Source organism: Flavobacterium aquiphilum, assembly GCF_027111335.1.
Classification (GTDB): Bacteria; Bacteroidota; Bacteroidia; order Flavobacteriales; family Flavobacteriaceae; genus Flavobacterium; species Flavobacterium aquiphilum.
This window is the reverse complement of record NZ_CP114288.1, coordinates 2,872,737-2,897,472: the sequence shown is the minus strand read 5'-3', so window position 1 is coordinate 2,897,472 and position 24,736 is coordinate 2,872,737. Positions and strand designations below refer to the sequence as shown.

Annotated in this window: 19 protein-coding genes, 2 tRNA genes and 1 pseudogene; 11 read left to right on the top strand and 11 right to left on the bottom strand. The window is 33.2% G+C overall.

The window, feature by feature from the left end; all coding sequences use genetic code 11:
• Nucleotides 1-146: 146 nt before the first annotated feature.
• The 7 genes from glmM to OZP12_RS11995 all read left to right on the top strand — a co-directional run bounded on the left by glmM (nt 147) and on the right by OZP12_RS11995 (nt 11,951).
• A complete protein-coding gene (gene glmM / locus OZP12_RS12025) occupies nt 147-1,535 on the top strand; it encodes a phosphoglucosamine mutase (RefSeq protein WP_281225237.1) in 1,389 nt (462 codons plus the stop codon).
• 353 nt (nt 1,536-1,888) lie between these two features.
• Nucleotides 1,889-2,458: an RNA polymerase sigma factor gene (locus OZP12_RS12020; protein ID WP_281225236.1), complete on the top strand. Its 570-nt coding sequence runs from the start codon at nt 1,889-1,891 to the stop codon at nt 2,456-2,458.
• A gap of 196 nt (nt 2,459-2,654) precedes the next feature.
• The gene (locus OZP12_RS12015) at nt 2,655-3,788 is read left to right on the top strand and encodes a FecR family protein (protein WP_281225235.1); all 1,134 of its coding nucleotides are present in this window, start codon (nt 2,655-2,657) and stop codon (nt 3,786-3,788) included.
• 133 nt (nt 3,789-3,921) lie between these two features.
• Nucleotides 3,922-7,560 (top strand): SusC/RagA family TonB-linked outer membrane protein, encoded by a 3,639-nt coding sequence (locus OZP12_RS12010; protein WP_281225234.1) that lies wholly within the window; start codon nt 3,922-3,924, stop codon nt 7,558-7,560.
• Nucleotides 7,561-7,564: 4 nt separating this feature from the next.
• Nucleotides 7,565-8,989, top strand: coding sequence for a RagB/SusD family nutrient uptake outer membrane protein (locus OZP12_RS12005; protein ID WP_281225233.1), 1,425 nt, complete (start codon nt 7,565-7,567; stop codon nt 8,987-8,989).
• Nucleotides 8,990-8,994: 5 nt separating this feature from the next.
• Complete coding sequence (locus tag OZP12_RS12000; RefSeq protein WP_281225232.1) at nt 8,995-11,433, top strand: zinc-dependent metalloprotease; 2,439 nt, start codon at nt 8,995-8,997, stop codon at nt 11,431-11,433.
• On the top strand, nt 11,430-11,951 hold the full coding sequence (locus tag OZP12_RS11995; protein WP_281225231.1) for a DUF3347 domain-containing protein: 522 nt from the start codon (nt 11,430-11,432) through the stop codon (nt 11,949-11,951). The genes OZP12_RS12000 and OZP12_RS11995 overlap by 4 nt, the downstream gene beginning before the upstream one ends.
• Before the next feature lie 289 nt (nt 11,952-12,240).
• Here OZP12_RS11995 and OZP12_RS11990 read toward each other — a convergent pair.
• Nucleotides 12,241-12,314 (bottom strand) — tRNA-Pro (locus tag OZP12_RS11990).
• Nucleotides 12,315-12,610: 296 nt separating this feature from the next.
• Here OZP12_RS11990 and OZP12_RS11985 point away from each other — a divergent pair.
• Nucleotides 12,611-14,098 carry an aminotransferase class V-fold PLP-dependent enzyme gene (locus OZP12_RS11985; protein ID WP_281225230.1) on the top strand — a complete coding sequence of 496 codons (1,488 nt, stop codon included), beginning with the start codon at nt 12,611-12,613 and terminating at the stop codon, nt 14,096-14,098.
• A 139-nt stretch (nt 14,099-14,237) separates the two neighbouring features.
• Here OZP12_RS11985 and OZP12_RS11980 read toward each other — a convergent pair whose 3' ends face one another.
• Together OZP12_RS11980 and OZP12_RS11975 are read right to left on the bottom strand one after the other, a co-directional pair.
• Nucleotides 14,238-15,107, bottom strand: coding sequence for a lysophospholipid acyltransferase family protein (locus OZP12_RS11980; RefSeq protein ID WP_281225228.1), 870 nt, complete (start codon nt 15,105-15,107; stop codon nt 14,238-14,240).
• A gap of 96 nt (nt 15,108-15,203) precedes the next feature.
• Complete coding sequence (locus tag OZP12_RS11975) at nt 15,204-16,073, bottom strand: lysophospholipid acyltransferase family protein (protein ID WP_281225227.1); 870 nt, start codon at nt 16,071-16,073, stop codon at nt 15,204-15,206.
• Nucleotides 16,074-16,195: 122 nt separating this feature from the next.
• On the opposite strand from OZP12_RS11975, the gene OZP12_RS11970 reads away from it, so the two are divergent.
• Complete coding sequence (locus OZP12_RS11970) at nt 16,196-16,834, top strand: rhomboid family intramembrane serine protease (protein ID WP_281225226.1); 639 nt, start codon at nt 16,196-16,198, stop codon at nt 16,832-16,834.
• A gap of 30 nt (nt 16,835-16,864) precedes the next feature.
• Nucleotides 16,865-17,554, top strand: coding sequence for an SIMPL domain-containing protein (locus OZP12_RS11965; RefSeq protein ID WP_281225225.1), 690 nt, complete (start codon nt 16,865-16,867; stop codon nt 17,552-17,554).
• A gap of 111 nt (nt 17,555-17,665) precedes the next feature.
• Here the strand turns inward: OZP12_RS11965 and OZP12_RS11960 are convergent.
• The 6 genes and pseudogenes from OZP12_RS11960 to OZP12_RS11935 all read right to left on the bottom strand — a co-directional run bounded on the left by OZP12_RS11960 (nt 17,666) and on the right by OZP12_RS11935 (nt 20,539).
• Nucleotides 17,666-17,746 (bottom strand) — tRNA-Tyr (locus OZP12_RS11960).
• Between the two features lie 174 nt (nt 17,747-17,920).
• Nucleotides 17,921-18,307: pseudogene (locus tag OZP12_RS11955) on the bottom strand (TlpA family protein disulfide reductase); the annotation flags it as partial.
• A gap of 18 nt (nt 18,308-18,325) precedes the next feature.
• Nucleotides 18,326-19,084 (bottom strand): DUF4369 domain-containing protein, encoded by a 759-nt coding sequence (locus tag OZP12_RS11950; protein WP_281225224.1) that lies wholly within the window; start codon nt 19,082-19,084, stop codon nt 18,326-18,328.
• A 204-nt stretch (nt 19,085-19,288) separates the two neighbouring features.
• Nucleotides 19,289-19,516, bottom strand: coding sequence for a hypothetical protein (locus OZP12_RS11945; RefSeq protein ID WP_281225223.1), 228 nt, complete (start codon nt 19,514-19,516; stop codon nt 19,289-19,291).
• 171 nt (nt 19,517-19,687) lie between these two features.
• Nucleotides 19,688-20,128, bottom strand: coding sequence for a KTSC domain-containing protein (locus OZP12_RS11940; RefSeq protein ID WP_281225222.1), 441 nt, complete (start codon nt 20,126-20,128; stop codon nt 19,688-19,690).
• A gap of 168 nt (nt 20,129-20,296) precedes the next feature.
• On the bottom strand, nt 20,297-20,539 hold the full coding sequence (locus OZP12_RS11935) for a hypothetical protein (RefSeq protein ID WP_281225221.1): 243 nt from the start codon (nt 20,537-20,539) through the stop codon (nt 20,297-20,299).
• Nucleotides 20,540-20,843: 304 nt separating this feature from the next.
• Between OZP12_RS11935 and OZP12_RS11930 the strand changes: the two genes are divergently transcribed.
• Complete coding sequence (locus OZP12_RS11930) at nt 20,844-21,389, top strand: hypothetical protein (RefSeq protein WP_281225220.1); 546 nt, start codon at nt 20,844-20,846, stop codon at nt 21,387-21,389.
• On the opposite strand, the gene OZP12_RS11925 is transcribed toward OZP12_RS11930, so the two are convergent.
• Nucleotides 21,386-21,781, bottom strand: a complete 396-nt coding sequence (locus OZP12_RS11925) for a response regulator (protein WP_281225219.1) — start codon at nt 21,779-21,781, stop codon at nt 21,386-21,388. The genes OZP12_RS11930 and OZP12_RS11925 overlap by 4 nt on opposite strands.
• The gene (locus OZP12_RS11920) at nt 21,778-24,615 is read right to left on the bottom strand and encodes a PAS domain S-box protein (RefSeq protein WP_281225218.1); all 2,838 of its coding nucleotides are present in this window, start codon (nt 24,613-24,615) and stop codon (nt 21,778-21,780) included. The genes OZP12_RS11925 and OZP12_RS11920 overlap by 4 nt, the downstream gene beginning before the upstream one ends.
• Between the last annotated feature and the right edge of the window lie 121 nt (nt 24,616-24,736).

Genomic DNA, 24,736 nt, shown 5'->3' with positions numbered 1-24,736 from the left:
TTTTTTGCACTTTTAAAACACTTTGTTTGAAAAATTAATTCTAAAAAAATCTTATCAATTTGCTACCTCATAAACTCTACAACTTTTATATATTTGTAGGCAATAACCCCACTAATTCATAAAAAATAACCATTAACTTATTAAAAATGACTTTAATCAAATCAATTTCCGGAATTAGAGGAACTATTGGAGGAAAAGTAGGAGATAATTTAACTCCTGTAGATGCGGTAAAATTTGCTTCGGCTTATGGAACCTGGCTTAAAAATTATTCGAAAAAAGAAAAACTAAATGTTGTAGTTGGTCGTGATGCCCGTATTTCAGGTCCTATGATCCACAATTTAGTTATCAATACCTTAATCGGATTAGGAATCGATGTAATAGATTTAGGATTATCAACAACACCAACAGTTGAAGTGGCTGTTCCGCTTGAAAAAGCCGATGGAGGAATCATTTTGACAGCTTCGCATAATCCTAAACAATGGAACGCATTAAAATTACTGAATGAAAAAGGAGAATTCTTAAGCGGTGCCGCTGGAGAAAAAATCCTTGAGATTGCCGAAGCCGAAGCTTTCGATTTTGCTGATGTGGATAGCCTTGGTCAAATCACTGTCAATGATGCTTATATGGACATTCATATCGATGAAGTCTTGAACTTGCCTTTGGTAGATATTGAAGCAGTAAAAGCGGCAAAATTCAAAGTAGTTGTTGACGGCGTGAATTCATCCGGAGGAATCATTATCCCTAAATTATTGGAAATAATGGGTGTCGAAGTAGTAAAATTATACTGCGAACCAAACGGACATTTCCCTCACAATCCAGAACCTTTGAAGGAACATTTAACTGATATTTCGGAATTAGTAGTTAAAGAAAAAGCGCATTTCGGAATCGTTGTTGACCCAGACGTGGATCGTTTGGCTTTTATTAGCGAAGACGGTGAAATGTTTGGCGAAGAATATACTTTAGTAGCTTGTGCTGATTATGTATTGAGCAAAACCCCTGGAGACACTGTTTCCAATATGTCTTCGTCGCGCGCTTTACGAGATGTAACAAAAAAACACAACGGAAACTACCAAGCTAGCGCAGTAGGAGAGGTGAACGTTGTGGAATTAATGAAAAAGAACAATGCAATCATCGGTGGCGAAGGAAATGGCGGAATCATTTATCCTGCCTCACACTACGGTCGCGACAGTATGGTGGGTGTGGCTTTGTTTTTGACTCATTTGGCAAACAAAAAAATGTCGGTTTCTGCTTTGCGTGCTTCTTATCCGGAGTATTATATGAGCAAAAACAAAATCGAGTTAACACCACAAATCGATGTTGATGCAATCCTTGTTGGTATGGCCGATAAATACAAAAATGAAGAAATAAATACAATTGACGGTGTGAAAATTGACTTTGCCGAAAATTGGGTACACTTGAGAAAATCAAACACAGAACCAATTATTCGTATTTATACCGAAGCCGCTACTCAGCAATTGGCAGATGATTTAGCTCTGCGAATTATTGATGAAATAAAAGCTGTAGCTGGAATATAAATTTTAAGGAGCGAAAGAGTAGGCTTGTCAGTAAACATGGATTCCTGCCATCGCCTTTATCTCTTCGCTGCACTACGAGGATATCGGCTTTGTCAGGGCTAAGAAGCCAACATAGTCTATTATTGGTTTCCTTGGCAAAATATAAAAACGCAAAACCCGGCAAGAGTCGGGTTTTGTTATTTTCAGGGATAAACGATTCTATTTATTAAACTCTTTTTTGATCATTAAAAGCATCCGGCAAGTATTGCAGGCGTTTATAATAATAGATTTTTTTGTCCTAACTCAATCACCCCTTAGTTTTTGACCCAAAAAATGTTTAATATTGCGTTTTGATTCATCCCCCCCTATAATTAATGACAATTTATAATAAATATGCTGATCATATTTTATTGAATCTCCTTAAGGAAGATGATCAATTGGCTTATACAGAAATTTTTGAACGCTATTCTAAAATTTTAGTAAACCATGCTTATAAATTACTTGGTGATCGTGATCAGGCAAATGATGTTGTTCAAGATGTTTTTTTAGCCATTTGGAACAAAAGATTTGAAATTGTGCTTACCGGTTCTCTTTCTTCCTATTTATACAAAGCAACCAAAAATAGAATCCTAAATCATATTGCCCACGAAAAAGTGGTTTCTCGTTATGCCGATTCCATTTTAAATTTTATTGAAAATGATTATGTTTTGGCCGATTCTAGCTTCAGGGAAAAAGAATTGGAGGCCATTATTGAAAAAGAAATAGCCCTACTTCCAGAAAAAATGCGAGAAGTTTTTCTTTTGAGAAAAATAGAAGAACTTTCGTATGAAGAAATTGCGCTTAAATTAAATATCACCGATAAGACTGCCAAACAACAAGTTTATAATTCGCTTAAAATATTGAGACACAAACTCAAGTCTTTATTGGGTGTATTTATTTGGTAATCATCACACTACAGTATTCTTCTCTTTTTGTTATCATATATAACAAAAATCAATCGTTATAGTTGAATTTGCCTAATTAAAATCAACAAAAATTGATATTTGTTAACAATATTACAAAGTTTTTTTAATATTGGCTATGACAAAAGTTATTTCTAACTGTCTTACTTAAAACGGGACAAAATTTCCTATTGTAATTATGAATAAAACTGAAATCTTAGCAATGCTAAAAAAATACCAAAATGGTACTTTATCTAATGCGGATAAGGATAAGCTAGATGCGTGGTATTTGCACAAAGCTTCAAATAGCAATATACAGCTTAGCGAGAATGAACTGGAAGACAGTTACGAATATCTAAAATCTAAATTACCATTGGCACAAGAAACAAAAGTAGTTAGTCTTTGGCCACGTCTTGCTGTTGCTGCATCAATAGTTTTGTTATTAGCTACGGGATTATTTTATTTCAAAAAACCAAAAGAACAAGATATTCAAGTTGCTGAAAAACCACAGGAAATTGCTCCTGGAGGAAATAAAGGGATCTTGACTCTTTCGAACGGGAAACAAATTGTCCTTACCGATGTATCGGTAAAAGGAATTGTAGCCCAAGAAGGTAATCAAGATGCAGTCACAATCAAATTGAGTGAGGACGGAGTAATCACTTATATTGTTAACCCAGATGCTTCAAAAGAGACTACCAATTCATTCAATACACTTTCCACGCCAACTGGAGGCCAATACAACATTGTCTTGGGTGATGGAACCAAAGTATATTTGAATGCTGTTTCATCCATAAAATACCCAACTCAGTTTAAAGGAAATCAAAGAGTGGTCGAAGTAGAAGGAGAAGCTTATTTTGAAGTGGCCAAAAACAAAAACAAACCTTTTATTGTAAAATCCGGAAATCAATCCATAGAAGTTCTTGGAACCCATTTCAACCTACATGCCTATAATAATGAATCGGTTATTAAAACTACTTTGTTAGAAGGAAGTGTTGCAGTTTCTTGCAATAATCAAAAAGCGATTTTAAAACCAGGAGAACAATCTAATGTTTCTGATAATTTAAACAAGATAGCAATTCGAAAAGTTGATACCGAAGCTACTATTGCCTGGAAAAATGGCCGTTTTAAATTTGACAATGACGATCTAAAAACTGTAATGAAACAATTGGAGCGCTGGTATGGAATAAAAGTGGAATACCGTGGTGATGTTTCGGATGTTAGGTTTAACGGAGGTACGTTTATGAATAAAAATTTATCTGAAGTATTAAAAGTACTTGAGCTTAGTAATATCAAATTTAAAGTTGAAGGAAAAACGATTATCGTTTACCCCTGATTTTAAATTTAACCGATTATATTGAGTCTATAAACTAAAAAACCAGAAGCAGTTGCGATGCTTCTGGTTGTTAATAAGTTTATAGCCAGTATAAGTTGTCCACTATTGTTTAACTATAACTAAATGTAAATGTATGAAATTTAATTTACAAACGAAAAATCCTTACAAAAAATTCGGGAAAAAGATTCCTCGTCTTAGTTTTTCTAATCATGTATGGGCGTTTTGTACGCTGCTCATTCTATTTTGTAGTTTTACCGTTCAAGCACAAAAAGTTAGTGTTAATTTTAAAGATGCACCGCTTGAAACAGTTCTCAAGGAAACTGCCAAACAGGCCAACTATGAAGTTTTTTACAATCAGAATTTACTAAAAAATTCAAACCCTGTAACCATCAATGTAAAAAATTCTAATTTAAGAGAAGCCTTAAATTTGATTTTCAGCAATCAAAATTTAAAGTACACAATTACCAATCAAACGATAGTGGTGACTGCTTTAAAAGAGGAGAATCGGGGAAACGGAATAATAAACATACGCGGAAAAGTACTAAACAGCAAAAATGAGACTTTTCCGGGAATAAATGTTTATATCGCAGGGACTAGCAGACATAGCATAACCGATTATGATGGAAGCTTTTCTTTTGATAATGTGCCATCGGATGGTATCCTCGAATGTTCTGGATTGACTATTGAAAAAAAATCTTTTTCTATTAATGGACGTTCAGAATTAACACTTATCGTTGAAGATAAAATATCAGCGATGAAAGAGGTGGTCGTTACAGGTTTTCAAACGCTTACAAGAAGCCATTCTACAGGTGCAATTGCTCAGGTGAATGAAAAAGTTTTAAATGAAAATATTAATACCAATCTAGCGACGGCTATTGAAGGACGTGTTGCGGGTTTGATGTTTCAGAAAAATCCAACTGGAGCTGCGGCAGATACACCCATATTAAGAGGTATTGGTACCTATTCTTCTTTAGAAGTTGGATACAGTCCACTTTTAGTTATAGATGGGCTACCGACCGAATTGACTCTTGATCAAATTAATCCTTATGACATTGAAAGTGTAAACGTTCTTAAAGATGCCGCTGCCGGATCTATTTATGGTTCAAGAGCAGCAAACGGTATTATTGTTTTGACTACCAAAAAAGGAAATGGTAAGCTAAAAGTGAGTATAAATTCTGATTTCTTTGTTGGTACGAAACCAAATCTTAAAGACATGAATTACGCTTCTACCAGTGAGTTGATAGACTTTGAACAGGCCGTGTATAATAGAGAGCGAGCGAGATTTGCCAACACGACAAGTATGTTCAGTAGTTATGGTGATATTGGAAGCAGCAGCCCAAAGTATTACAGCCCTTTATACCAGCTTAACAGAGATTTGGAAGATGGAAAAATCAATAGTGCAGATTACGGTACTACTATCGCCCAATGGAGAAAGAACGATTATATAAAAGATTATAGCGATAATGTATGGCAAAATGAATACAGACAACGTTACAATATAGCATTTTCAGGGAGTACGAGCAAGCAAAATACATATGTGTCATTAAATTATGACGCTGCAGATAATCGTATCAAAAATAACGATAGTCGCGCATTTAATCTTTATGCAAAAAGCAGTTTTCAGATGAACAACTGGTTAAATGCCACTTTTGGATTAAATTCAACTTATACAAATGAAGATGTTACTGATTCCGATTTTGGAAATTATGATATCCAAAAAAGATACGAGCGCATTACAGACGATAACGGAAATCTTGTAATATCACCTTTTGTAGGCATAAAAGATGGTTTTACGGGCAGCAGTGTTATTAACCCTGCTATGGCTGCAAAAATAAATAGTTTAAGTGGTTTTAAATCCGTAAGATTTAATGTATTGGATGCACTTCAGGAAGGTATTACAAAAGAAAACTCATTAAGTCTAAGAACTTTTGCAAACATTCGTGCTAAAATCTGGAAAGGCTTAAGCTTTAATACACAATTTCAGTACGAATTAAGAAAAAATGACAATGAACAGTATTACGCTGTAGACTCTTATAAAATGCGTTTCGCTATTAACACCTTGACAGGATATAATGCCGCTACAAATGCCTACACTTATGTTGACGGTTTTTCTGCAGGAGGGCGCTATAAACAATGGAGTAGTCAGGCGAGTAATTATTCTTTTAGAAACCAGTTAGATTTTAATCAGGATTTTGGTGGAGGGAAACACTCTGTTAATGCTATAGGAGGTTTTGAAATGCGTGAAACTTTTGTCCCAAGAACAATCGAACAATTAAGATATGGTTATGACCCAGTTACACTTACTTCAGCTACATTGAATAACCTTTCACTTAGCCAGACAGGTGTTTCTAGTTACATATATGGAAATAGTGCAACTTTAGCAGCTTTATCAAGAACACAGACAGAAGTTTTGCATCGCTATTTTTCTGTTTTTAGTACAGCAGGTTATACTTATTTATCAAAATATAACGTAACAGGAAGTTACCGTGTAGATCGTGCAGATTTATTTGGAGTAGATTCTAAGTATAAAAACCGTCCATTGTGGTCTGTAGGTTTAGGATGGAATATTAGCAATGAAGACTTCATGAAAGACATAAAATGGATCGACATGCTTAAACTTAGAGCAACTTATGGGGTTAGCGGAAATATTGATCAAAGTACTACACCGTATGTAACCGCTACAAGAAAAAATGATAATTTATATTCCTCATTACAGTACATCAATATTACAGCACAGCCTAACCCAATGCTGAGATGGGAAAAAACACAAACAACTAACTTAGGTTTAGATTATACTGTGTTAAGGCATAAACTTACAGGTAGTATTGATGTATATCGTAAATATAGCAGTGATTTATTGGCAACAACCGATTTAGATCCTACTGTTGGAGCAACAAGCAGAAGAATTAATGCAGGAGCTTTGCTAAACAGAGGAGTTGAATTTAGTGTAGGTTCTGAATGGTTCAATAATGGTGATTTTCGTATTAATTCTAATGTTGTTTTTGGTTTCAACAAAACAACTGTTGATAAAATTACCAGAGCACAATCAACTTCATCAGTGTATGTTAGCTCACCATCGAATTACTTTTTTGAAGGAGATGCATACAATACTCTGTACGCTTACAAATACGGAGGTACAGTTAATGGATACCCTTACGTATTGGATGAAAACGGAAATCCGTCAATCACTTTTGATGCTAATGGAAACCCTATATCGACGAGTATAAAAACAGTTACCAATCCGAATGCGCTTGTAAAAATGGGAAGTTTAACACCAACTTATACAGGTTCTCTATCACAACGATTCTCCTACAAACAATTCGATTTGAATTTTATGTTTATTTTCTCAGGAGGTAATGTAATACGAAAAGAGACTATCGACATGAGTACTGATGCTGTAAATCTTTCAGGTATTACAGATCGATATACAGATGCACAGCCAAACGGCAATACACGCTTATATGTAGATTTGGCAGAAAATGTGAGAAGTTATGCTGGAACAATCAGCAGCCAATGGAGAAATTCGGATGTAAATGTTGTAGATGGAGATTATATCAAACTTAGAAATATTTCATTAGGTTACAGCCTGCCAAAATCTGTCGCTAATCAAATCAAAATGGAATCAGCAAAATTCACTTTCCAGGTAAACAATATCTGGTATTGGAGTGCTGCTGGAAACCGTATTGATCCTGAAGTCTATTCAGTTAACTCAGGAACACGCAACTTACCATTGCCTAAAACTTATTTATTTGGGTTTAATCTAACACTTTAAAAAAATGAAACATAAATATATAATAATACTATCGCTGATGATGCTAACTATAACATCCTGCGAAGATTACACCGATGTTACGCCTAAAGGGGCTTTGGTTGTTGAGACCGCATCGCAATTCTATGAAATGGTATCTCTGCCGGGCAGAGGCTATCCAATCAATAACTTTCAGTATTTGGTGGACGATCAATGGATGAAAGAATCAAATGTAATAGGGAAAACGCCAAACATCGATATTATCAATTTTACATTTGACGAAACCACTGATAGAGTTTCGTTAATGACAGGTTCTAGCTTTTACAATCAGGCTTACACCTATATCAACAGATGGAACACCATTATTTCATTAGTTGATAATAGTAAAGGAGATGAAAAAACAAAACAATTAGCAAAAGCAGAAGCCAAAATCTATAGAGCATACGATCACTTTTTGCTAGTAAATCACTACGCAAAAGGTTATGACCCGCAGACTGCGGCTACTGACGGTGGTATCTGTATCATGGACAAATTTGATTTAGAGGCACAGCCATCAAAATCTACTGTAGCTCAGGTTTACGATTTTATTCAAAAGGATATAGAAGATGCACTGCCGTATCTTCAGGAAAAACCAGCTGATGTTTACCATCCGTCATTGGCATTTGCTTATGCATTTAAGGCTAAAGTTCATTTATTTAAACGTGAAATCGCAAGCGCCCAAGCAGCAGCAGAAAAATCATTAAGCTATAATAATCAAATATTTGATATGGTAGCTTATAACAAGCAGGGGGGACCAAATGTAGTTGCCGTACCGGCAGCAAATAATATAGAAGTTCTCAGCTACATGTATATGACAGGCTACAATGAGATGAACTTTGCATATCAGTATATCATAAGCCCGGAACTTCGTACTTTATTTGGAACTAATGATGCACGTTTTAATTTGTTTTTCAATACTACCAGCACAACAAATCTGGATCAGGGATCAAATACAGCGTATTGGGCAACTGTATATACGAAGTTTTTTTACCCTACTGTTGGAATGAAAACAACTGAGGTTTATTTAATGCTGGCTGAATGCTATGCCAGAGAAAATAAATTTGCTGAAGCTGTTGATGTATTGAACAAATTAAGAGCAAAACGTATTTTATCAGGTACTGTAAATTTACCGGTTCCAGCCACCAGAAAAGAAACAATGGAACTTGTTATAAACGAGCGCAGAAAAGAATTACTCTTGGGCTTTAATCGTTTTTTTGATCTTAAAAGATTAAACACTGAAGCGGAATACGCAAAGACCATTACAAGAGTATTTCCAATCGTGAACAAGACCGTTCCTCAAAAAACATATACTTTACAGCCTAATTCCAGATTATACATTATTCCGTTTCCTTTGTCAGCTTTAACAAAAAACCCAAAGCTTACATTAAATACTGACGAGAAACTTCCATTTTAATTCCGATGAAAAAAATATTTATATTAACAATCATGCTGGCTGCTTTGCTCCAGCATGGTTTTGCGCAAGCTCAAGAAAAAAAAGAAGATACTATCAATAACCCGCAAAAAGGTTTACAGGCCTACGATAAGATAATTAAAGAGGGAACTAAAAGTAAAATAGGTCTTTTTACAGTTACTCAAGTAGCTAATAAATTTTACTTTCAAATTCCAGACAGTTTGTATAACAGATACATGCTGGTAGTGACAAGATATCTTTCTACTCCTGAAGGAATGGGGCTTTTTGGCGGTGAAAAAGCCAACGAACAAACCATTTACTTTGAAAAAGGAGCTAATAACACTGTTTTCTTAAGATCATTGCAGTATAGACAAGATGTTCGCAATCCAGATTCGATGCTCGCAAAAGCATTAGCCGGCAGTAACGAAAATCCAATTGTTGCCGCTTTTCCAATAAAAACAATCAATCCAACTACTGGAAATACTGTAATTGATGTAACAGATGCTTTTAAGAAAGATAATCCTATGTTTTCTTTGCCAAGTCAAGAAAAAACAGATAGAAAACTAACTACACTTGCTGATGATAAAACTTTCATCGAGACTATAGATAGCTATCCTATTAACATTGAGGTAAAGACCACCAAGACATATACGAGTTCTTCATCAAACAGCGGAAGCATAACAATAAGATTAAATGTCTCAATTGTATTACTGCCAAAAACGCCAATGCGAAAACGTTTTGAAGATGAAAGAGTTGGTTATTTTGCCAATAAATATGTTTTGTTTGATGATGACCAGCAGCGGGCTGAAAAAAAATTCATTATTCAGCGTTACCGTTTGGAACCAAAAGATAAAGACATCAAAAAATACTTAAGAGGCGAACTGGTTGAACCTAAAAAACAAATTGTTTACTACATTGACCCAGCTACTCCAAAAAAATGGAGACCTTATTTAATTGCAGGTATCAACGACTGGCAGAAAGCTTTTGAAGCAGCAGGTTTTAAAAATGCTATTGTTGGTAAAGAATGGCCGGAAGATGATAAAACAATGAGCCTGGAAGACGCTAGGTATTCGGTAGTAAGATATCTTGCCTCTGAAACGCCAAATGCTTACGGCCCTAGAATTAGTGATCCAAGAAGCGGGGAAATCATGGAGAGCCACGTAGGCTGGTATCATAATGTGATGAAATTAGTGCAAAGATGGTATATGATTCAGGTAGGACCTTTAGATCCAAAAGCCAGAAAAATGCATTTGGATGATGAGTTAATGGGACAGTTAATCCGTTTTGTTTCTTCTCATGAAATTGGACATACAATTGGTTTACGCCACAACATGGGAGCGAGCAGTGCGACTCCTGTTGAAAAATTAAGGGATAAAAAATGGGTCGAAGCAAATGGTCATACCGTTTCTATAATGGATTATGCCCGCTTTAACTATGTGGCTCAGCCGGAAGATAATATTGGTCCGGATGGTATTTACCCTCGTATCGGGATGTACGATAAATGGGCTGTTAAATGGGGATACAGCTATTTTCCAAACGCTAAAGATGAGTTTGAAGAAGAAAACATTCTTGCCAAATTAACAACGGACAGTTTAACTGCTAATCCTAAATTATGGTTTGGAGGTGAAGGAAAAGACGAAGATCCTCGCAGTCAGTCAGAAGATTTGGGTGATGACGCAGTACTTGCCAGCGATTATGGGATTAAAAATTTGAAGCGTGTTGTACCAAATCTTGTAGAATGGACTTACGAACCAAACGATGCTTATAACAATTTAGAAGATATGCATAAAGCGGTTGTAGCACAATATTCAAGATACTTGTATCATGTGTTGAAATATATTGGTAACAACTATATAACTAAGAGAAGTGTTGACGAGAAAGGTACCGTAAACCAGCCTGTACCAAAAGCAAAAGTGAAAGCAGCAATCGATTATATAGGCAGACAATTGTTTGTAGCGCCACTTTGGATGTATCCACAAAATATTGATCAGCTTATTTCTTTAAAAACAGAGGATCAGATTTCAGATCAACAGAATCAAGCATTGAATATATTACTTAGTTCCGGCATGCTATACAATATTAGCCTTAAATCGATGCAGTTTGAAGGAGCTTATACCGTTCCTGAGTTTTTAAACGATTTGCAGCAAACTGTATGGGTAAAATTTACTGGTGACACAAAACAGGATTATTACAGAAGGGCATTACAGCGCAGCTATATTGATAAATTAGGTATGTTGTTATTGCCTAAAGAAGCAGAGCCAGGCAAAGCTTTGAATGCAGCACAGCGTAGTGATATAAGATTATATGGTAAACAGCATATTTTAAAATTAAGATCCGATGTTACCAAATTAATGAACTCATCAACAGGGATTAATAAAGATCACTTTGAAAGTATTTTAATCGATATTGACAAAATTATTTCAAAATTAAACAAAACAGATATATGAAAAGAATATTAGTTATAGCATTCATCTGCTTAAGTACTTTGGGACATGCTCAATTGAAATCAAGCGAGGAAGTAACTCCAGATCTGGTTGAGAAACGTGAAGCACAAAAAAAGGAAATCACAAAAAATTACCTGGACTTAAAAAACAGTCTTATAATTTCAGATAGTATTGCTGTTGTTAAAAATGCAGATGCGTTAAAGAATTCATTAAAAAACTTCAAATTTAAAAAACTGAGGCTTGAACAAATGAATGAGGCTACTACAAAGAGAAGGGAAATTATTGATCTTGCAACTCAGGTAACAGCAACCAAAAACATCAATAAACAAAGAAAAATTGTTCAGGAACTTTCGGTTAAATTCTGGGACTTAGCACCAAAATTTAAAGCTGAAGATGCTACATTATATCTTCAGGTATGTCCAATGACGGGAGCAGTCTGGACAAGCGACAGCAAAGAAATCAAAAATCCTTACTATCCTAAAAATATGCTGACTTGCGGTGAAGTAAAAGCAAGTTTATAAAAATTGAATTAGTGGATAAAATACGGTATTCTGAAAAGGTGCCGTATTTGTCCATTAAGCTAAAAAAGGTAATGTCAAAAAAATAAACCTTTGTGGCAAATAGTAGATCTAATGAAAAAGTTATTTCTTCTACTATTAGTCACTTTTTTTGTAACCAATAATACCTAGAAAAGTAGGAGCAGAGCATTGCGTGTTTCGAATACAAAGACATATTTCAAAAAAAACAATGGACACTCTTGTTGGGTGTTTCATAAAAAAAGAGGCAAAAAAGCCTCTTTTTTTATGGAAGTCGGGATGACTGGATTCGAACCAGCGACCCCTAGCACCCCATGCTAGTACGCTACCAGGCTGCGCTACATCCCGAATTTTGATTGCAAATATATTTTTTTATGAATTACTAAGAAAATTAAAGCAGGCTTTTTTTTGAATTTTTTAAAACAATTTGTTTCAGTTTAAACAATGTTTTACTAAATCAAAACTCAGTATTATTGAAAGGATTTTTAAGCTTTAATTTTTAAACTTTTGACAAAAAACATATTTAAATCAGTTAAAAAATGATAATACTCTGGTTATTAACCCCAAAAACTTTTAAAAGCGAAAACAGCCAAATGTTTGAAATTAATTAAAAAACAATATATTTGGAGTCAAATTAAAAGAAAATGGCCTCGACAAAAGTTACAACACAATTAGAATTGTATTTTCAACAGTTTAGAGAAAATATTATCGGAATCGAGCAAGGTTTCGAATCTCCTTTTGGTTTTCAAAAAATCATTTACACCGATTGGACAGCCAGTGGCCGTTTGTACCGTCCTATCGAAGAAAAACTAATGAATGAATTTGGGCCTTTTGTAGCCAATACCCATACCGAAACTACCGTTTCAGGAACAGCAATGACGAAATCCTATCATCATGCCCGAAATATCATCAAGAAACATGTAAATGCTAGTCCTGAAGATGTTTTAATAACCGATGGAACAGGAATGACAGGAGTAGTTAATAAATTTCAACGTATTTTAGGTTTGAAAGTTCCAGAAAATCTAACAAAATACTTCAATATTCCTGCCGAAAAAAAACCAATTGTTTTTATTTCGCACATGGAGCACCATTCCAATCAAACTTCTTGGCTAGAAACCATTGCCGATGTTGAAGTTATCCCTTCCTGTGAAGAAGGGCTTTTTAGTTTGGACAATTTGGCTTTTTTATTGGAAAAATATAAAGACAGACCATATAAAATTGCTTCCATAACTTCGTGTTCTAATGTAACAGGAATTAAAACACCTTATCATCAAGCTGCTAAATTAATGCATCAACATAATGGTGTTTGTTTTGTGGATTTTGCTTGTTCAGGGCCCTATGTTAAAATCGATATGCATCCCGAAGATGCAGAATCGTATTTGGATGCTGTTTTCTTTTCACCTCATAAGTTCTTGGGAGGACCTGGAACTTCGGGAGTTTTAGTATTCAATAAAAAATTATACCACAATATGGTTCCTGATTGTCCGGGAGGAGGAACTGTTTCTTGGACAAATCCGTGGGGCGAACATAAATACATTGACAATATCGAAGATAGGGAAGATGGTGGTACTCCAGGATTTCTTCAGGTTATAAAAACTGCTTTGGCGATTCAACTAAAGGAACAAATGGGAGTTGAAAATATCTTGAAACGAGAACATGAAATCGTAGAATATGTTTTTGATTCACTTGAAAATATTCCAAATATCAAAATTCTTGCCGGACAACATCGTAACAGATTAGGCGTTATTTCATTTTTTATTGAAGACCTACACTTTAATTTGGGTGTAAAATTATTAAACGATAAATTCGGAATACAGACTCGTGGAGGTTGCAGTTGCGCTGGTACTTACGGGCATTTTTTACTGCACGTAGACCAAGAAACTTCAAATAAGCTGATAGACGAAATTACTTTGGGAGATTTGATTAAAAAACCGGGTTGGATCAGGATGTCAATACACCCAACAACTACTACAGATGAAATTGAATATGTTTGTAACAGTATCAAATCCTTAGCCGAAAATCATAAAGACTGGGTATTGGATTATGATTATGATAAAGATACCAATGAGTTTTTACACAAAGAAGCTCAGGCAATTGAAGATAAATTAGTAGATCATTGGTTTTCTCTTTAAATAATCTAATTTTTAAGACATCAAATTCTAAACTTTTAATAAAATAAAAACACCGTTTCGAAATGAATTTTTGAAACGGTGTTTTGTTTTTTTATTAAGCAATCCAAATTCTAAAATCAGCAATCTGAAATTTAAAATCTTATCTTCTGTATTTCCATCTTTTATGTGTCCACAAATAAAATTCTGGAGCTTCATAAATCTGTTTTTCCAAAAGTTTTAAATATTGGTCTGTAAGCTGAAAATCAGGAACTTCTTTTGGGTTTTCAGAAAGAACTTCCAGTGTAGCTTCATAATACCCTCGTTTTACCTTTTTCGTATTAAGATAAAGCAAAATCATATTGTATCTTTTGGACAACATTTCGGCTCCTACATGAACAGGAACGTCTATCCCCATAAATTTGGCCCAATGCATTGCTCCTTTTGCTTTTGGCGATTGATCACTTGCAAAACCGTACAACGACAGCACATTATTTTTGGCATTATTGATAATTGTAGGTACTGTTTGTCTAGTAGTGATCAATTTGGCATTGAATCGAGAACGTATTTTATGAACTAATTTGTCAAAATACGGATTTTTTATTTGTTTGTAAATTCCATATCCAGCAAAATCCGAATAATAATTCATCGAAATAATCCACTCATAGCTGGCATAATGTGAGCAGATAACTGCAATACTTTTCCCTTGTTTTTCAAGTTCCTTATAAATTTCAATATTTTTAAAGACAAATCTTTTGCAAATTTCTTCCTTAGAAATATTCATTGTTTTTATCATTTCAAGAAACATATCACACATGTGACGATAAAACTTTTTTTCTATGATTAAAAGTTCCTTGTTAGATAAATGAGGCAATGCCAAGCCAAGGTTTTTACGAACCGTTCTTTTACGATAACCAATGATTCGATAGACAATGATATAAACAAAATCTGAAAACAGATACAACAATCTAAAAGGAAGCATCGAAATTGTCCAAATTATTGGATATGCAAGTAAATATATGAGGTATTGCATTTATTAGAAATTTATGCAAATATAAATAAATAATATTTTTTATAAGTAGTTTACAATTTATGAGCTATTCTTTTTGAACATATTTGCCTTAGAAAACTACCTTCTGTGTTTCCATCGCTTATGCGTCCACAGGTAATATTCAGGGGATTCATAAATTTGTTCTTCCACACGTTTTAAAAACAAATCGGTTAGTTCATAACTAGGTACTTCCTTTGCATTTTCGGAAAGCACTTCCAAAGTAGCCTCATAATATCCGCGTTTTACTTTTTTTGTTTTAAGAAAGACAACGTTCATGTTGTATTTTTTTGCCAACATTTCTGCACCGGTGTGTACAGGCACTTCGATTCCCATAAATTTTGTCCAATGGTGCGCACTGTTCTCTTTTGGCGATTGATCGCCGGCAAAGCCATAAACCGATAGCTTTTTATTTTTGTTATTGTTTATGATTGTTGGAATCGTTTCTTTGGTAGTGATTAGAGTCGCATTAAATTTAGATCGAATGGAATGTACCAATTTATCAAAATACGGATTTTTTATTTGTTTGTAAATTCCATAACCATGAAATTTAGTGAAGTAATTCATGGAAACAACCCATTCGTAACTGGCATAATGGGCGCACATGATGGCAACGCTTTTGTCCTGCTTTTCTAATTCGGCATAAACTTCAAAATTTGTAAAAGAATATCTTTTGCATATTTCTTTCTTGGAAATAGTCATTGTTTTTATCATTTCGAGGAACATATCACACAAATGATGATAGAATTTTTTTTCAACAACTAATCGTTCTTCATTGGATAAATGAGGCAGGGTTAACGCTAAATTATTGCGGACCGTTTTTTTTCGATAACCAATAAGTTGGTAAACGATGATATAAACAAAATCTGAAAAAAGATAGAGTAAGCGAAAAGGTAAGATTGAAATACACCATAAAATAGGGTAAACAATTAGGTAAACAATGTATTTCATTATTATATATTTCTCCAAATATAGTTTTTTAATTTGCATTCATAAATAGTTTATGATTTCTTTATTAATAGAAATTATAATATTAATTAGATTTACGTTAAAATTTTAAAACCTACATTTATATGAATGCCATTTTTATTGGAATTATTGTCGCCAATGTATTGATAAGTTATAAAGGATTTAATGATTATGCATTTTTTAGGAAATACGAGTTCCATGTTGGAAGTATCCGTGCCGGAGAACAAATTCGAATGATTTCATCAGGATTTCTGCATGCTGATATGGGACACTTGTTGTTTAATATGTTAACGCTTTATTTCTTTGCTCCAGTTGTTTTTAGTTATTTAGGAAATCTTTCATTTATTCTCGTTTATTTTGGTAGTTTGATTTTTGGTAGCTTATTAACCATGTCATTTCATAAAAACGACTATAGCTATCGAGCTGTAGGTGCTTCTGGAGCTGTAACCGGAGTTTTGTATTCGGCAATTTTATTACAACCGGATATGATGTTAGGTCTATATTTTATCATTCCAATACCTGCTTACATATTCGGAATTTTGTATTTATTGTATTCTATTTATGGGATGAAAGCAAAAAATGATAACATAGGCCATACGGCTCATTTTGGAGGCGCTATGGGAGGTTATTTGATAACTCTTGTAAGAAACCCTGAATTAATACAAGAACACACCTTAATGACCGTTTTATTAGCTATACCTATCATTTTTCTTTTTGCAATGGCAAAAACAGGAAAGCTTTAAATTAAATTTTAATCAATAATCATCAATATCATGAAAAAAACAATTTTGTCTTTTATCTGCCTTTTTACAGTTTTGGCATATAGCCAGGAAACCAAACCTATTCCTCAAATAAGTGTTATGGGGGAAGGAAAAGTAAAAGTAACTCCCGATCAGGTCCTTATTCTGGCAACAGTCGAAACCAAAGGAACAAATGCTAAAGATGTAAAAAAACAAAATGACCAACAAATGGAAGCTGTTTTGAAATTAATTAAAAGTATGGATTTGGCTCCAGCTGATTATAAAACTAAAAGAGTTTCCCTGAATCCTCAGTATGATTATGAGAAAAAGAAACATAATTACAATGCCACACAAACAATAGAAATCCTTTTACGTGATTTATCGAAGTATGATGAACTTATGGAAGAATTAGTCGATAAAGGAATCAACAGAATTGACAATGTTACTTTCCAATCATCAAAGCTGGCACAACATCAAGCAGAAGCACGAAAATTAGCTATGAAGGAGGCAAAAACGAAAGCTGAGGACTATGTATCTGTTTTAGGGCAAAAAATAGGCTCAGCGATAACAATTAACGATAATTCACAAACATACTATCCTCAGCCTGTATTTGCTATGAAATCGATGAGAGCTGAATCAATGGATGCAGCTCCAAAAGAAACTATGGCTGTTGGAGAAATCGAAATTACTGCCAATGTAAGTGTGAGTTTTAAATTGGACTAAAATTCATCACTTATATAAAATTAAAATCCCATCTTGTTTTAAAAAATGAGATGGGATTTTAATTTAATTTTTTGAATAAAAAAAACGCTTCAAATATCTTGAAGCGTTTTGTGGGAAGAGCAGGATTCGAACCTGCGAAGGTTACCCAACGGATTTACAGTCCGTCCTCGTTGGCCGCTTGAGTATCTTCCCAAGCCTTGTGTTTAGTAGCGCTCATTGCGTTAACCGGGTGCAAATATAGAGACACTTTTTAGTTATACAAACTTTTTTTGCACTTTATTTTAATATTATTTTTAATACGTTGGAATTGAATAAAATAAAAAATCTCCACAAGGGAGATTTTTTATTCTGAAAGACTAAAAATGGTTATTTCTTTAGTAATTCTATGATTTTTGCTTTCAATTCTTCGCCTCTTAAACCTTGTGCAACCACATTTCCTGATTGATCAAGAACAAAAGTAGCTGGAATTGCTTCAACTTTGTATTGCTTTGCAATTGGATCTTCCCAACCTTTTAGATTAGAAACCTGAGTCCAGGTTAGTTTATCTTTTGCAATAGCTTCTTTCCATTTCACAGGATCTTCATCTAGAGAAACACCAATTATATTAAGCCCTTTAGAATGTAATTCATTATAAATTGCTACAACATTAGGATTTTCATGTCGACAAGGACCACACCAAGAAGCCCAAAAATCAACAATAGTAACTTTTCCTAAACTTTCCTTAAGAGAAACTTTCTTCCCTTCCGGGTTAGGAGCAGAGAAATCTGTCCTTCATTTAGTTGCTGGGGCAGCAGCTCCAGGAGCAGAAGCACCAACACTAGGGATTTTCAATTGAGCAATTTTCAATTTAATTGCTTTCCCTGGTTTAGAGTTTTTCAATGATTCATCAAGTCCATTGTACATAGTTTCGATTTTTTTAGAATCTACCGATGGATCATTAGTCATTGATTGGATAATTAATGCACTGATTAAAGCTTTTGGATGTGTATTAGCGTAATCAACATATTTAGTTTTTGAACTATTTCCAATTTCAGATTGGATTTTAGTATACTCTTTCATCAAACTGTTGATTGTTGCAGTATCTTTAGTTTGTTGAGCTGTTTGCATTTTTTGCATGTTAGCTGTTTGAAAATCCATCAAAGGTTTTTGGATTTTAATAATTTCTTCGTTGAATTTCACATACTCGTCATTATTGTAAGTACCTGAAATTTTAGATTTTTGAATTGTGTCTTTGTTTACAACGATTTTAATATCACCATTTTCTAAGATAAATGGGATTGAACCTTGGGCTCCTTCAATTTGCAACATATGGAAAGAAGGCTCTACAGCTTTTCCTTTAATTTCAAATTTACCATTTTCTATTTTTACCGTATCAACAGCAATTAATCCCATACCGTTCTCTTGCGTAGTTTGCATGATTACAGTTTTACCGTTTGCAAATCCTGGGGCTTCACCGGTAATAGTGTATTTGTCTTTGCTACAAGAAGTAAGTAATGCTGTAGCAGTAAGAAATAAAATAATTTTTTTCATTTTTATTAGTTAATTGTTTTTAAGGTTACAAAAGTATTTAAATTTATAAACTAACAATAACTTTAGTACCTAAATTTATGTTATAATTTCAAGGCAACATAAGTTATTACAGACCAAATTGTTCTGTGTTTATAATTTGAAAAAATTGAATTATTTACACTTTATAAAAGTAATAAAGAGGCTATAAATCCAATACACTTTTAATTAGTTACTTTTAGGAGCTGAATCAAAGAGATATGATTCGATATGTTCTATCTCATTCAGGGTTATTGTAATGTCTAAATTGACTTTTCTTAAATCTTTGTGCAGATACGAACAAACAGGATTTGATTCAAGTTTAAAATTAATTTCGTCTTTTGTAATTTGCAATTTTTCGTAGGTTCTAAGGGCATTTTTATACTGCCTTTTGTACCTGTTAATACGGTCATTCATTTTTTTTGGTCAGGTTTTAGTTAATTAGGGTCAACAAATTTAATAAAAAACTTGTTAAAGAAATACTAATCGACTGTAATTTTGATATTTATGAATATGACCTAAATATTATATAATTTCAAAAAAAAACGCCCTTTAAAAGAGCGCTTTTCTATATAATTATTAAAAAAATTATTCTTGGGTTGTGGTTTTTCTCCAAGGATAAGCATTAAAGATGTGTCTTTTTGCAAATCTTCCCGGAGAATCAGCGTTTACCATTTTCACATAAGTCGCTTTAGGAACACTAATATATTCATAAATACTTCCATTTGCGAAATTAACAATCAATCTTCCCTCTACAAATTTATAGTCTGTGATTGTTGATGTACTAATCGTTTCAGTATATTCAGGTAAAAGTTGCTTAATTGTCGCTGGATTGATACTCACTAAGAAGTGATAAGCTTCAATTATTTTTTTACTGTTTTCTTCAGCTTCTTTCAAACCGGCTTCATCACCTTGAAATTTATCGGGATGCGCATCTTTCATCGCATTACGATAGATGGTTTTTAAATCTTTAAGTTCTACTGTTTTATCAACGTTAAGTAGCTTGCGGTATTCAACTATTTTTTTCATAAATAAGGTAACTGCTTGTCTTTTAAATTCAAACCAAATTAATTCTGGCTCTTTTTTGAAATTTTTTGCAAAGGTACACTTTTTTTTAAGTTTTTAGTTTGGGGCAAAAAAAAAATCAAAAAAAGTACTTTTTGATTTTTTCAGTGATTTCTAAAACCTAAAAACCTATTATTCAGGCTTTTTATTAGCTTTGTCAAAGTTTCTGGATTTTTTGGGATATTTCTTGTAACTGATGTCGCTTGGGTTTTCGATGACACTTTTTATCGTAATCCAATCGCCAAGATTATATTTTTGGGCCATTTTGAAATCCAAAAGATATTCACCGCAAAAGTAATTCTTATTTTCGTCCTGTTCCATTATTCCTGTAAAAACGCCTTTTTGCGGCATTTTTTCTTCTGATGATTTGGCCATTTTCTTTGTTTTAAAATGATTTTTGCTGCAAAGTTAATTAATATAAGCAGAAATTGGTGTTTTGACGGAAATTGAAATGCTTTTCGGGAATGGAAAATTCGATTTTTAACATAAAAATTGATTACGAGCGGGTGAGGGATAGAAGCAAGCTACCAAAGTAGCGCGGATAGCCCGACAGCGTCCCGATAAAAGGGCGTGTAAGTACAAAGAGAATAGCCCTTTTATCGGGACGGTGGCACCCCATAATTATTTTAGATTTTGAATTGATTTGGTACTTACCGCAGTTTGTGGCTACCTTTGTTTTATGGAAAAAATATTTCGCCCTAGCCCAAGGTCGTTCAAAAATACATTTTGCGTTTTTCACGAGGTAATGCACGATCGGATTGCCGGAATGCCGGTGCAATATGATAGCCAATCCGGCAGTAAGTATTATTATACCGAAGAAGGCATGTATCGATTATCGAACCATTGGGGGCGTTTGGCCAACAGCAAATGGAGGTTAGTCCCAATGGAACCGGAGACGAGTTCGAAATTTAAAATTGGTTTTGCACGCTGGAATGAGTTTTATCCTGATAATGAGAAAGAGGAATTGTATTATTTGGAAGCCGATTATGTTAAGAAAACAGTCAATTATCAGCACCGAAACAATCCGAATTATGATTCTAAAGCGATATTGAGGACAAGTTTTGCAACCGCAAAAAGAATTAAGCAGATTCGGAATTTATTTGAACTGACTTCGTGGGCAAAATATTTTGATTATGATGATATCGATGTTTTGAGAAAAGAAATTATTGAGGAATTAATTTTTACAGAGAAAACTTTGGAAGAAATAAAAAAGGAACTCATTTAATTGCTTGCCGCTATTAATATTAAATCATTTGTAGTAATGGGCTTTGATAAATAAGCAATAATCTCAGGGTATTCTTTAGCTTTATTTTTATCTTCTAATGCAATAGATGAACTAACAATATATATTTGTATTGGATTATTGATTTTAGATTTTAATAGCACCATTTCATCCATAAATTCCCATCCATCCATAATAGGCATATTAATATCTAAAAGTATAATATTAGGCAAAACTTCATTTTTATCTAACATTTTTTTTAGTGTATCTATCGCTATCTTACCGTTTTCAAAACTTGAAAAGCTCAAAAACAGTTCTGATTTACTAATTATTTTGTTAACGATAATTTGATAAATTGGGTCATCATCTATCACCCATATTGTTTTTAAGCTCATAATATTTCAATTTTAAATGTTGTTCCTACATTGGGCTCACTTTCGACAGTTATAGTTCCTCCCATTGCTTCTATCTGATTTTTTGTAATAAACAATCCAACTCCTTTTGAATTGGGGGCATTAGTAAAGGTTTTGTACAACCCAAAAATTTTATTTCCGTTTTTTGCTAAATCAATACCGATACCATTGTCTGAAATTTGAAGGATATTTTTATCTTTTTCCTTTAACCACTTTAAGGTTATAATCGTTTTGCGATCAGGATAACTATATTTTATTGCATTCGAAATTACATTATAAAGAATACTTTCTAAATAGGCTGGATTGTAAATTATAGTTGTTTTTTGCGGAATTAAATTTCTAATTACTACCTCTTCTGATAGTAGTTGTTTGGAAAATATTTTTGTTGCATTATCAGCAAAAGCTTTTAAATTTAATTGCTCAGTCGCTAAACCAATATTGGTTCTTATGTTAATTACTTCATTTAGGTGAACCATTGTTTCATTTAATAGATCTGAAACCGAAATCAACAATTCCATTAGTTGGCGTTTTTCTTGCTCGTTTTCAGAAGCTTTAATTAATGATATTATCGAAGCTATATTACTTGTATGTGATCTTAAATTATGTGAAATGATATAGGAAAAATTCAACAATCTTTCATTTTGCTTGGATACCAAATTAAATGAGTTACTCAATTCGTTTTCAATATTTTTTGATTTTGTGATATCAATCATTATTCCTTCTAGGCTAACTGCTTTTCCATTTCTAAAATTAATATTCACCATGTCTCTTAACCAAATGACAGCACCATTTTTACAAATCATTCGATATTCAAAATCATGATTTAAAAGTTCTTTTGTTTTTAAAGAGCAATACTCAAGAGCCCAATCTCTGTCTTCTGGATGAATATGATTTTTCCAAAAGTCAGGTTCATTAATCCATTCTTCGGAGGTATATCCCAAAATTTGTTCTACTTTTTTACTTACAAAAGTAAACATAAAAGTCTCTATATCACACTCCCAAACAATTCCATCTATAGTATTTATTAAGGACTCAACTTTCTTTCTAGAGTCAATAATTAACTTTTCATGTCTTTTTCGAGATGTAATATCTTCGGTTGAAATAATTACACGTTCGAATGTTTTTTCATGTCCTTTTATAACATTCCATGTAAAATGAATATCAATCGCCTCCCCGTTACTATTTATAATTTTAGTATCATAAGCTAATTGATTATCGTTTTCGATGATGGCAATTAACTGCTTAATAAAGTCATTTAATGTATCTGTATGGAGTACTTGTTCCAAATTCGCAATTAATTCATTTTTCGTTGTTATATTTAAAAGTTGCAGACATTTATAATTCACTGCCGTAATTTTAACTAGTGAAAAACATTTTCTTACTACTTCCGGATTTTGCTCAAAATAGGAAGTTACTTTTATAGAGCTTTTATTAATAAGGTTTAAATCTTTGAGATAATTTTTAACTAAAGATAAATCGACCTCCCATAATGGGATTGGAGAACTTTTAAATAAACTCTTAAATTGTTTCTCATTCTTCTTAAGATCCTCTAAAATTTGATGCTGCAAAGTAATATCTTCAACAATTGAAATGTTTGTATTTAATTTTTTATTTGCTTTAGTAAGGGAAGTAACAATTAAATTAGTCCAAATAATTTTTCCAAATTTAGTTATATACCTTTTTTTTAATTTGTACTCTGAAATTTTGCCCTCTTGAAGTTCAGTGGCGACCAATTCGTTTGACAGTAAGTCCTTTGGATGTGTAATTGATTGGTAATCTTTAGTTTTCATTTCTTCCTCAGAATACCCAATCAGTTCGCAAAATTTACTATTGATTTCTAAAAAACTGCCTGTGTTTGCATCTACAAGGGCAATACCTACAGGAGCTCTGTCAAAAATTGTTTTAAATTTTATTTCATTGTCTAAAATCATTTTTTCTTGAATATCTATCAATTGTTGCAATTGTTGGGGTCTATCCAATAAGTTAGTTACAAAAACACCCAATAAAAATGCTAAAATAAATCCCAATATTGAAGGTATAAAAAGATCTGAGTAGGAATAAATTTGCTTCTTTGCAAATAAATATAATTTCCAATTTCCATCTGGAATTGTTGTAGAAATTTGTTCATTTTCATAAACATCTTTCTGAATTGGGAGAAAAAAATCTTCTTTTTGGGTATTAGGATTTCTTTTTGAAAATTGAAAATAATATTTACTGGTATCAATCGATTTAATTCCAGATTTCCTTAATAAATCTTGAAATTTAATCACAACAGCAGAGAAACCCCAAAATTTATTTTTTTTATAAACTGGCAATCTACCAACAATTCCAATCCCGCCTTGCTTTAAAACTAATGGACCAGCAAAATACATCTTCTTATTTGCTATAGATTTTAATGCCTCATATTTAACACTTGGAGTATTAAAAAGATTGAGATTTAAGGCCGATTCATTTCCCTTCAGAGGGTAAACATATTTTATAATTCCGTTTGGAACAAGTTGAACAGCACTAATACTATTATTCGATGCGATAAGCTGAGCACTTATGGAATCAAAATTCTCTGGTGTGCCATTGTCATTTATTGTCAAGGCAAGTGTGAGAGTAGTTGTATAACAGTTCTTAAGAGACTGATCAATATTTTGATGCAAATTTTCAAGAGTTGAACGCATAGCACGATGCTCATTTTCTCTAATAATTTGTATACGTTGAAAAATTGTAAATGCAACACCAACACTTAGGATTAAAAAAATTATAAATCCTGTAGTCTTCGGTTTAGTCAGAAACCAATCAATGTATTTGTTATTTTTGATTTTCATTACGCACCGTTAAGAAAGATTGAAAATAAAAGTAATAAAAATCCGATTTTTACGAAGCAAAGTTAGTATTTCTGCCGAAAAAAATAAATTTTATTATGATCTAAGAGCCTTTAAATTTCGC

What these genes read in the sequence shown, in the direction of transcription:
- OZP12_RS11945 (WP_281225223.1), bottom strand. Translation starts at nt 19,516, where the DNA reads ATGAATGACCGTATTAACAGGTACAAAAGGCAGTATAAAAATGCCCTT.
- OZP12_RS11935 (WP_281225221.1), bottom strand. Translation starts at nt 20,539, where the DNA reads ATGGCCAAATCATCAGAAGAAAAAATGCCGCAAAAAGGCGTTTTTACA.
- OZP12_RS11970 (WP_281225226.1), top strand. Translation starts at nt 16,196, where the DNA reads ATGAATGCCATTTTTATTGGAATTATTGTCGCCAATGTATTGATAAGT.
- OZP12_RS11925 (WP_281225219.1), bottom strand. Translation starts at nt 21,781, where the DNA reads ATGAGCTTAAAAACAATATGGGTGATAGATGATGACCCAATTTATCAA.
- OZP12_RS11995 (WP_281225231.1), top strand. Translation starts at nt 11,430, where the DNA reads ATGAAAAGAATATTAGTTATAGCATTCATCTGCTTAAGTACTTTGGGA.
- OZP12_RS11980 (WP_281225228.1), bottom strand. Translation starts at nt 15,107, where the DNA reads ATGCAATACCTCATATATTTACTTGCATATCCAATAATTTGGACAATT.
- OZP12_RS12020 (WP_281225236.1), top strand. Translation starts at nt 1,889, where the DNA reads ATGACAATTTATAATAAATATGCTGATCATATTTTATTGAATCTCCTT.
- OZP12_RS11940 (WP_281225222.1), bottom strand. Translation starts at nt 20,128, where the DNA reads ATGAAAAAAATAGTTGAATACCGCAAGCTACTTAACGTTGATAAAACA.
- OZP12_RS11965 (WP_281225225.1), top strand. Translation starts at nt 16,865, where the DNA reads ATGAAAAAAACAATTTTGTCTTTTATCTGCCTTTTTACAGTTTTGGCA.
- OZP12_RS11920 (WP_281225218.1), bottom strand. Translation starts at nt 24,615, where the DNA reads ATGAAAATCAAAAATAACAAATACATTGATTGGTTTCTGACTAAACCG.
- OZP12_RS12015 (WP_281225235.1), top strand. Translation starts at nt 2,655, where the DNA reads ATGAATAAAACTGAAATCTTAGCAATGCTAAAAAAATACCAAAATGGT.
- OZP12_RS12005 (WP_281225233.1), top strand. Translation starts at nt 7,565, where the DNA reads ATGAAACATAAATATATAATAATACTATCGCTGATGATGCTAACTATA.
- OZP12_RS11975 (WP_281225227.1), bottom strand. Translation starts at nt 16,073, where the DNA reads ATGAAATACATTGTTTACCTAATTGTTTACCCTATTTTATGGTGTATT.
- OZP12_RS11985 (WP_281225230.1), top strand. Translation starts at nt 12,611, where the DNA reads ATGGCCTCGACAAAAGTTACAACACAATTAGAATTGTATTTTCAACAG.
- OZP12_RS11950 (WP_281225224.1), bottom strand. Translation starts at nt 19,084, where the DNA reads ATGAAAAAAATTATTTTATTTCTTACTGCTACAGCATTACTTACTTCT.
- OZP12_RS12000 (WP_281225232.1), top strand. Translation starts at nt 8,995, where the DNA reads ATGAAAAAAATATTTATATTAACAATCATGCTGGCTGCTTTGCTCCAG.
- OZP12_RS12010 (WP_281225234.1), top strand. Translation starts at nt 3,922, where the DNA reads ATGAAATTTAATTTACAAACGAAAAATCCTTACAAAAAATTCGGGAAA.
- glmM (WP_281225237.1), top strand. Translation starts at nt 147, where the DNA reads ATGACTTTAATCAAATCAATTTCCGGAATTAGAGGAACTATTGGAGGA.
- OZP12_RS11930 (WP_281225220.1), top strand. Translation starts at nt 20,844, where the DNA reads ATGGAAAAAATATTTCGCCCTAGCCCAAGGTCGTTCAAAAATACATTT.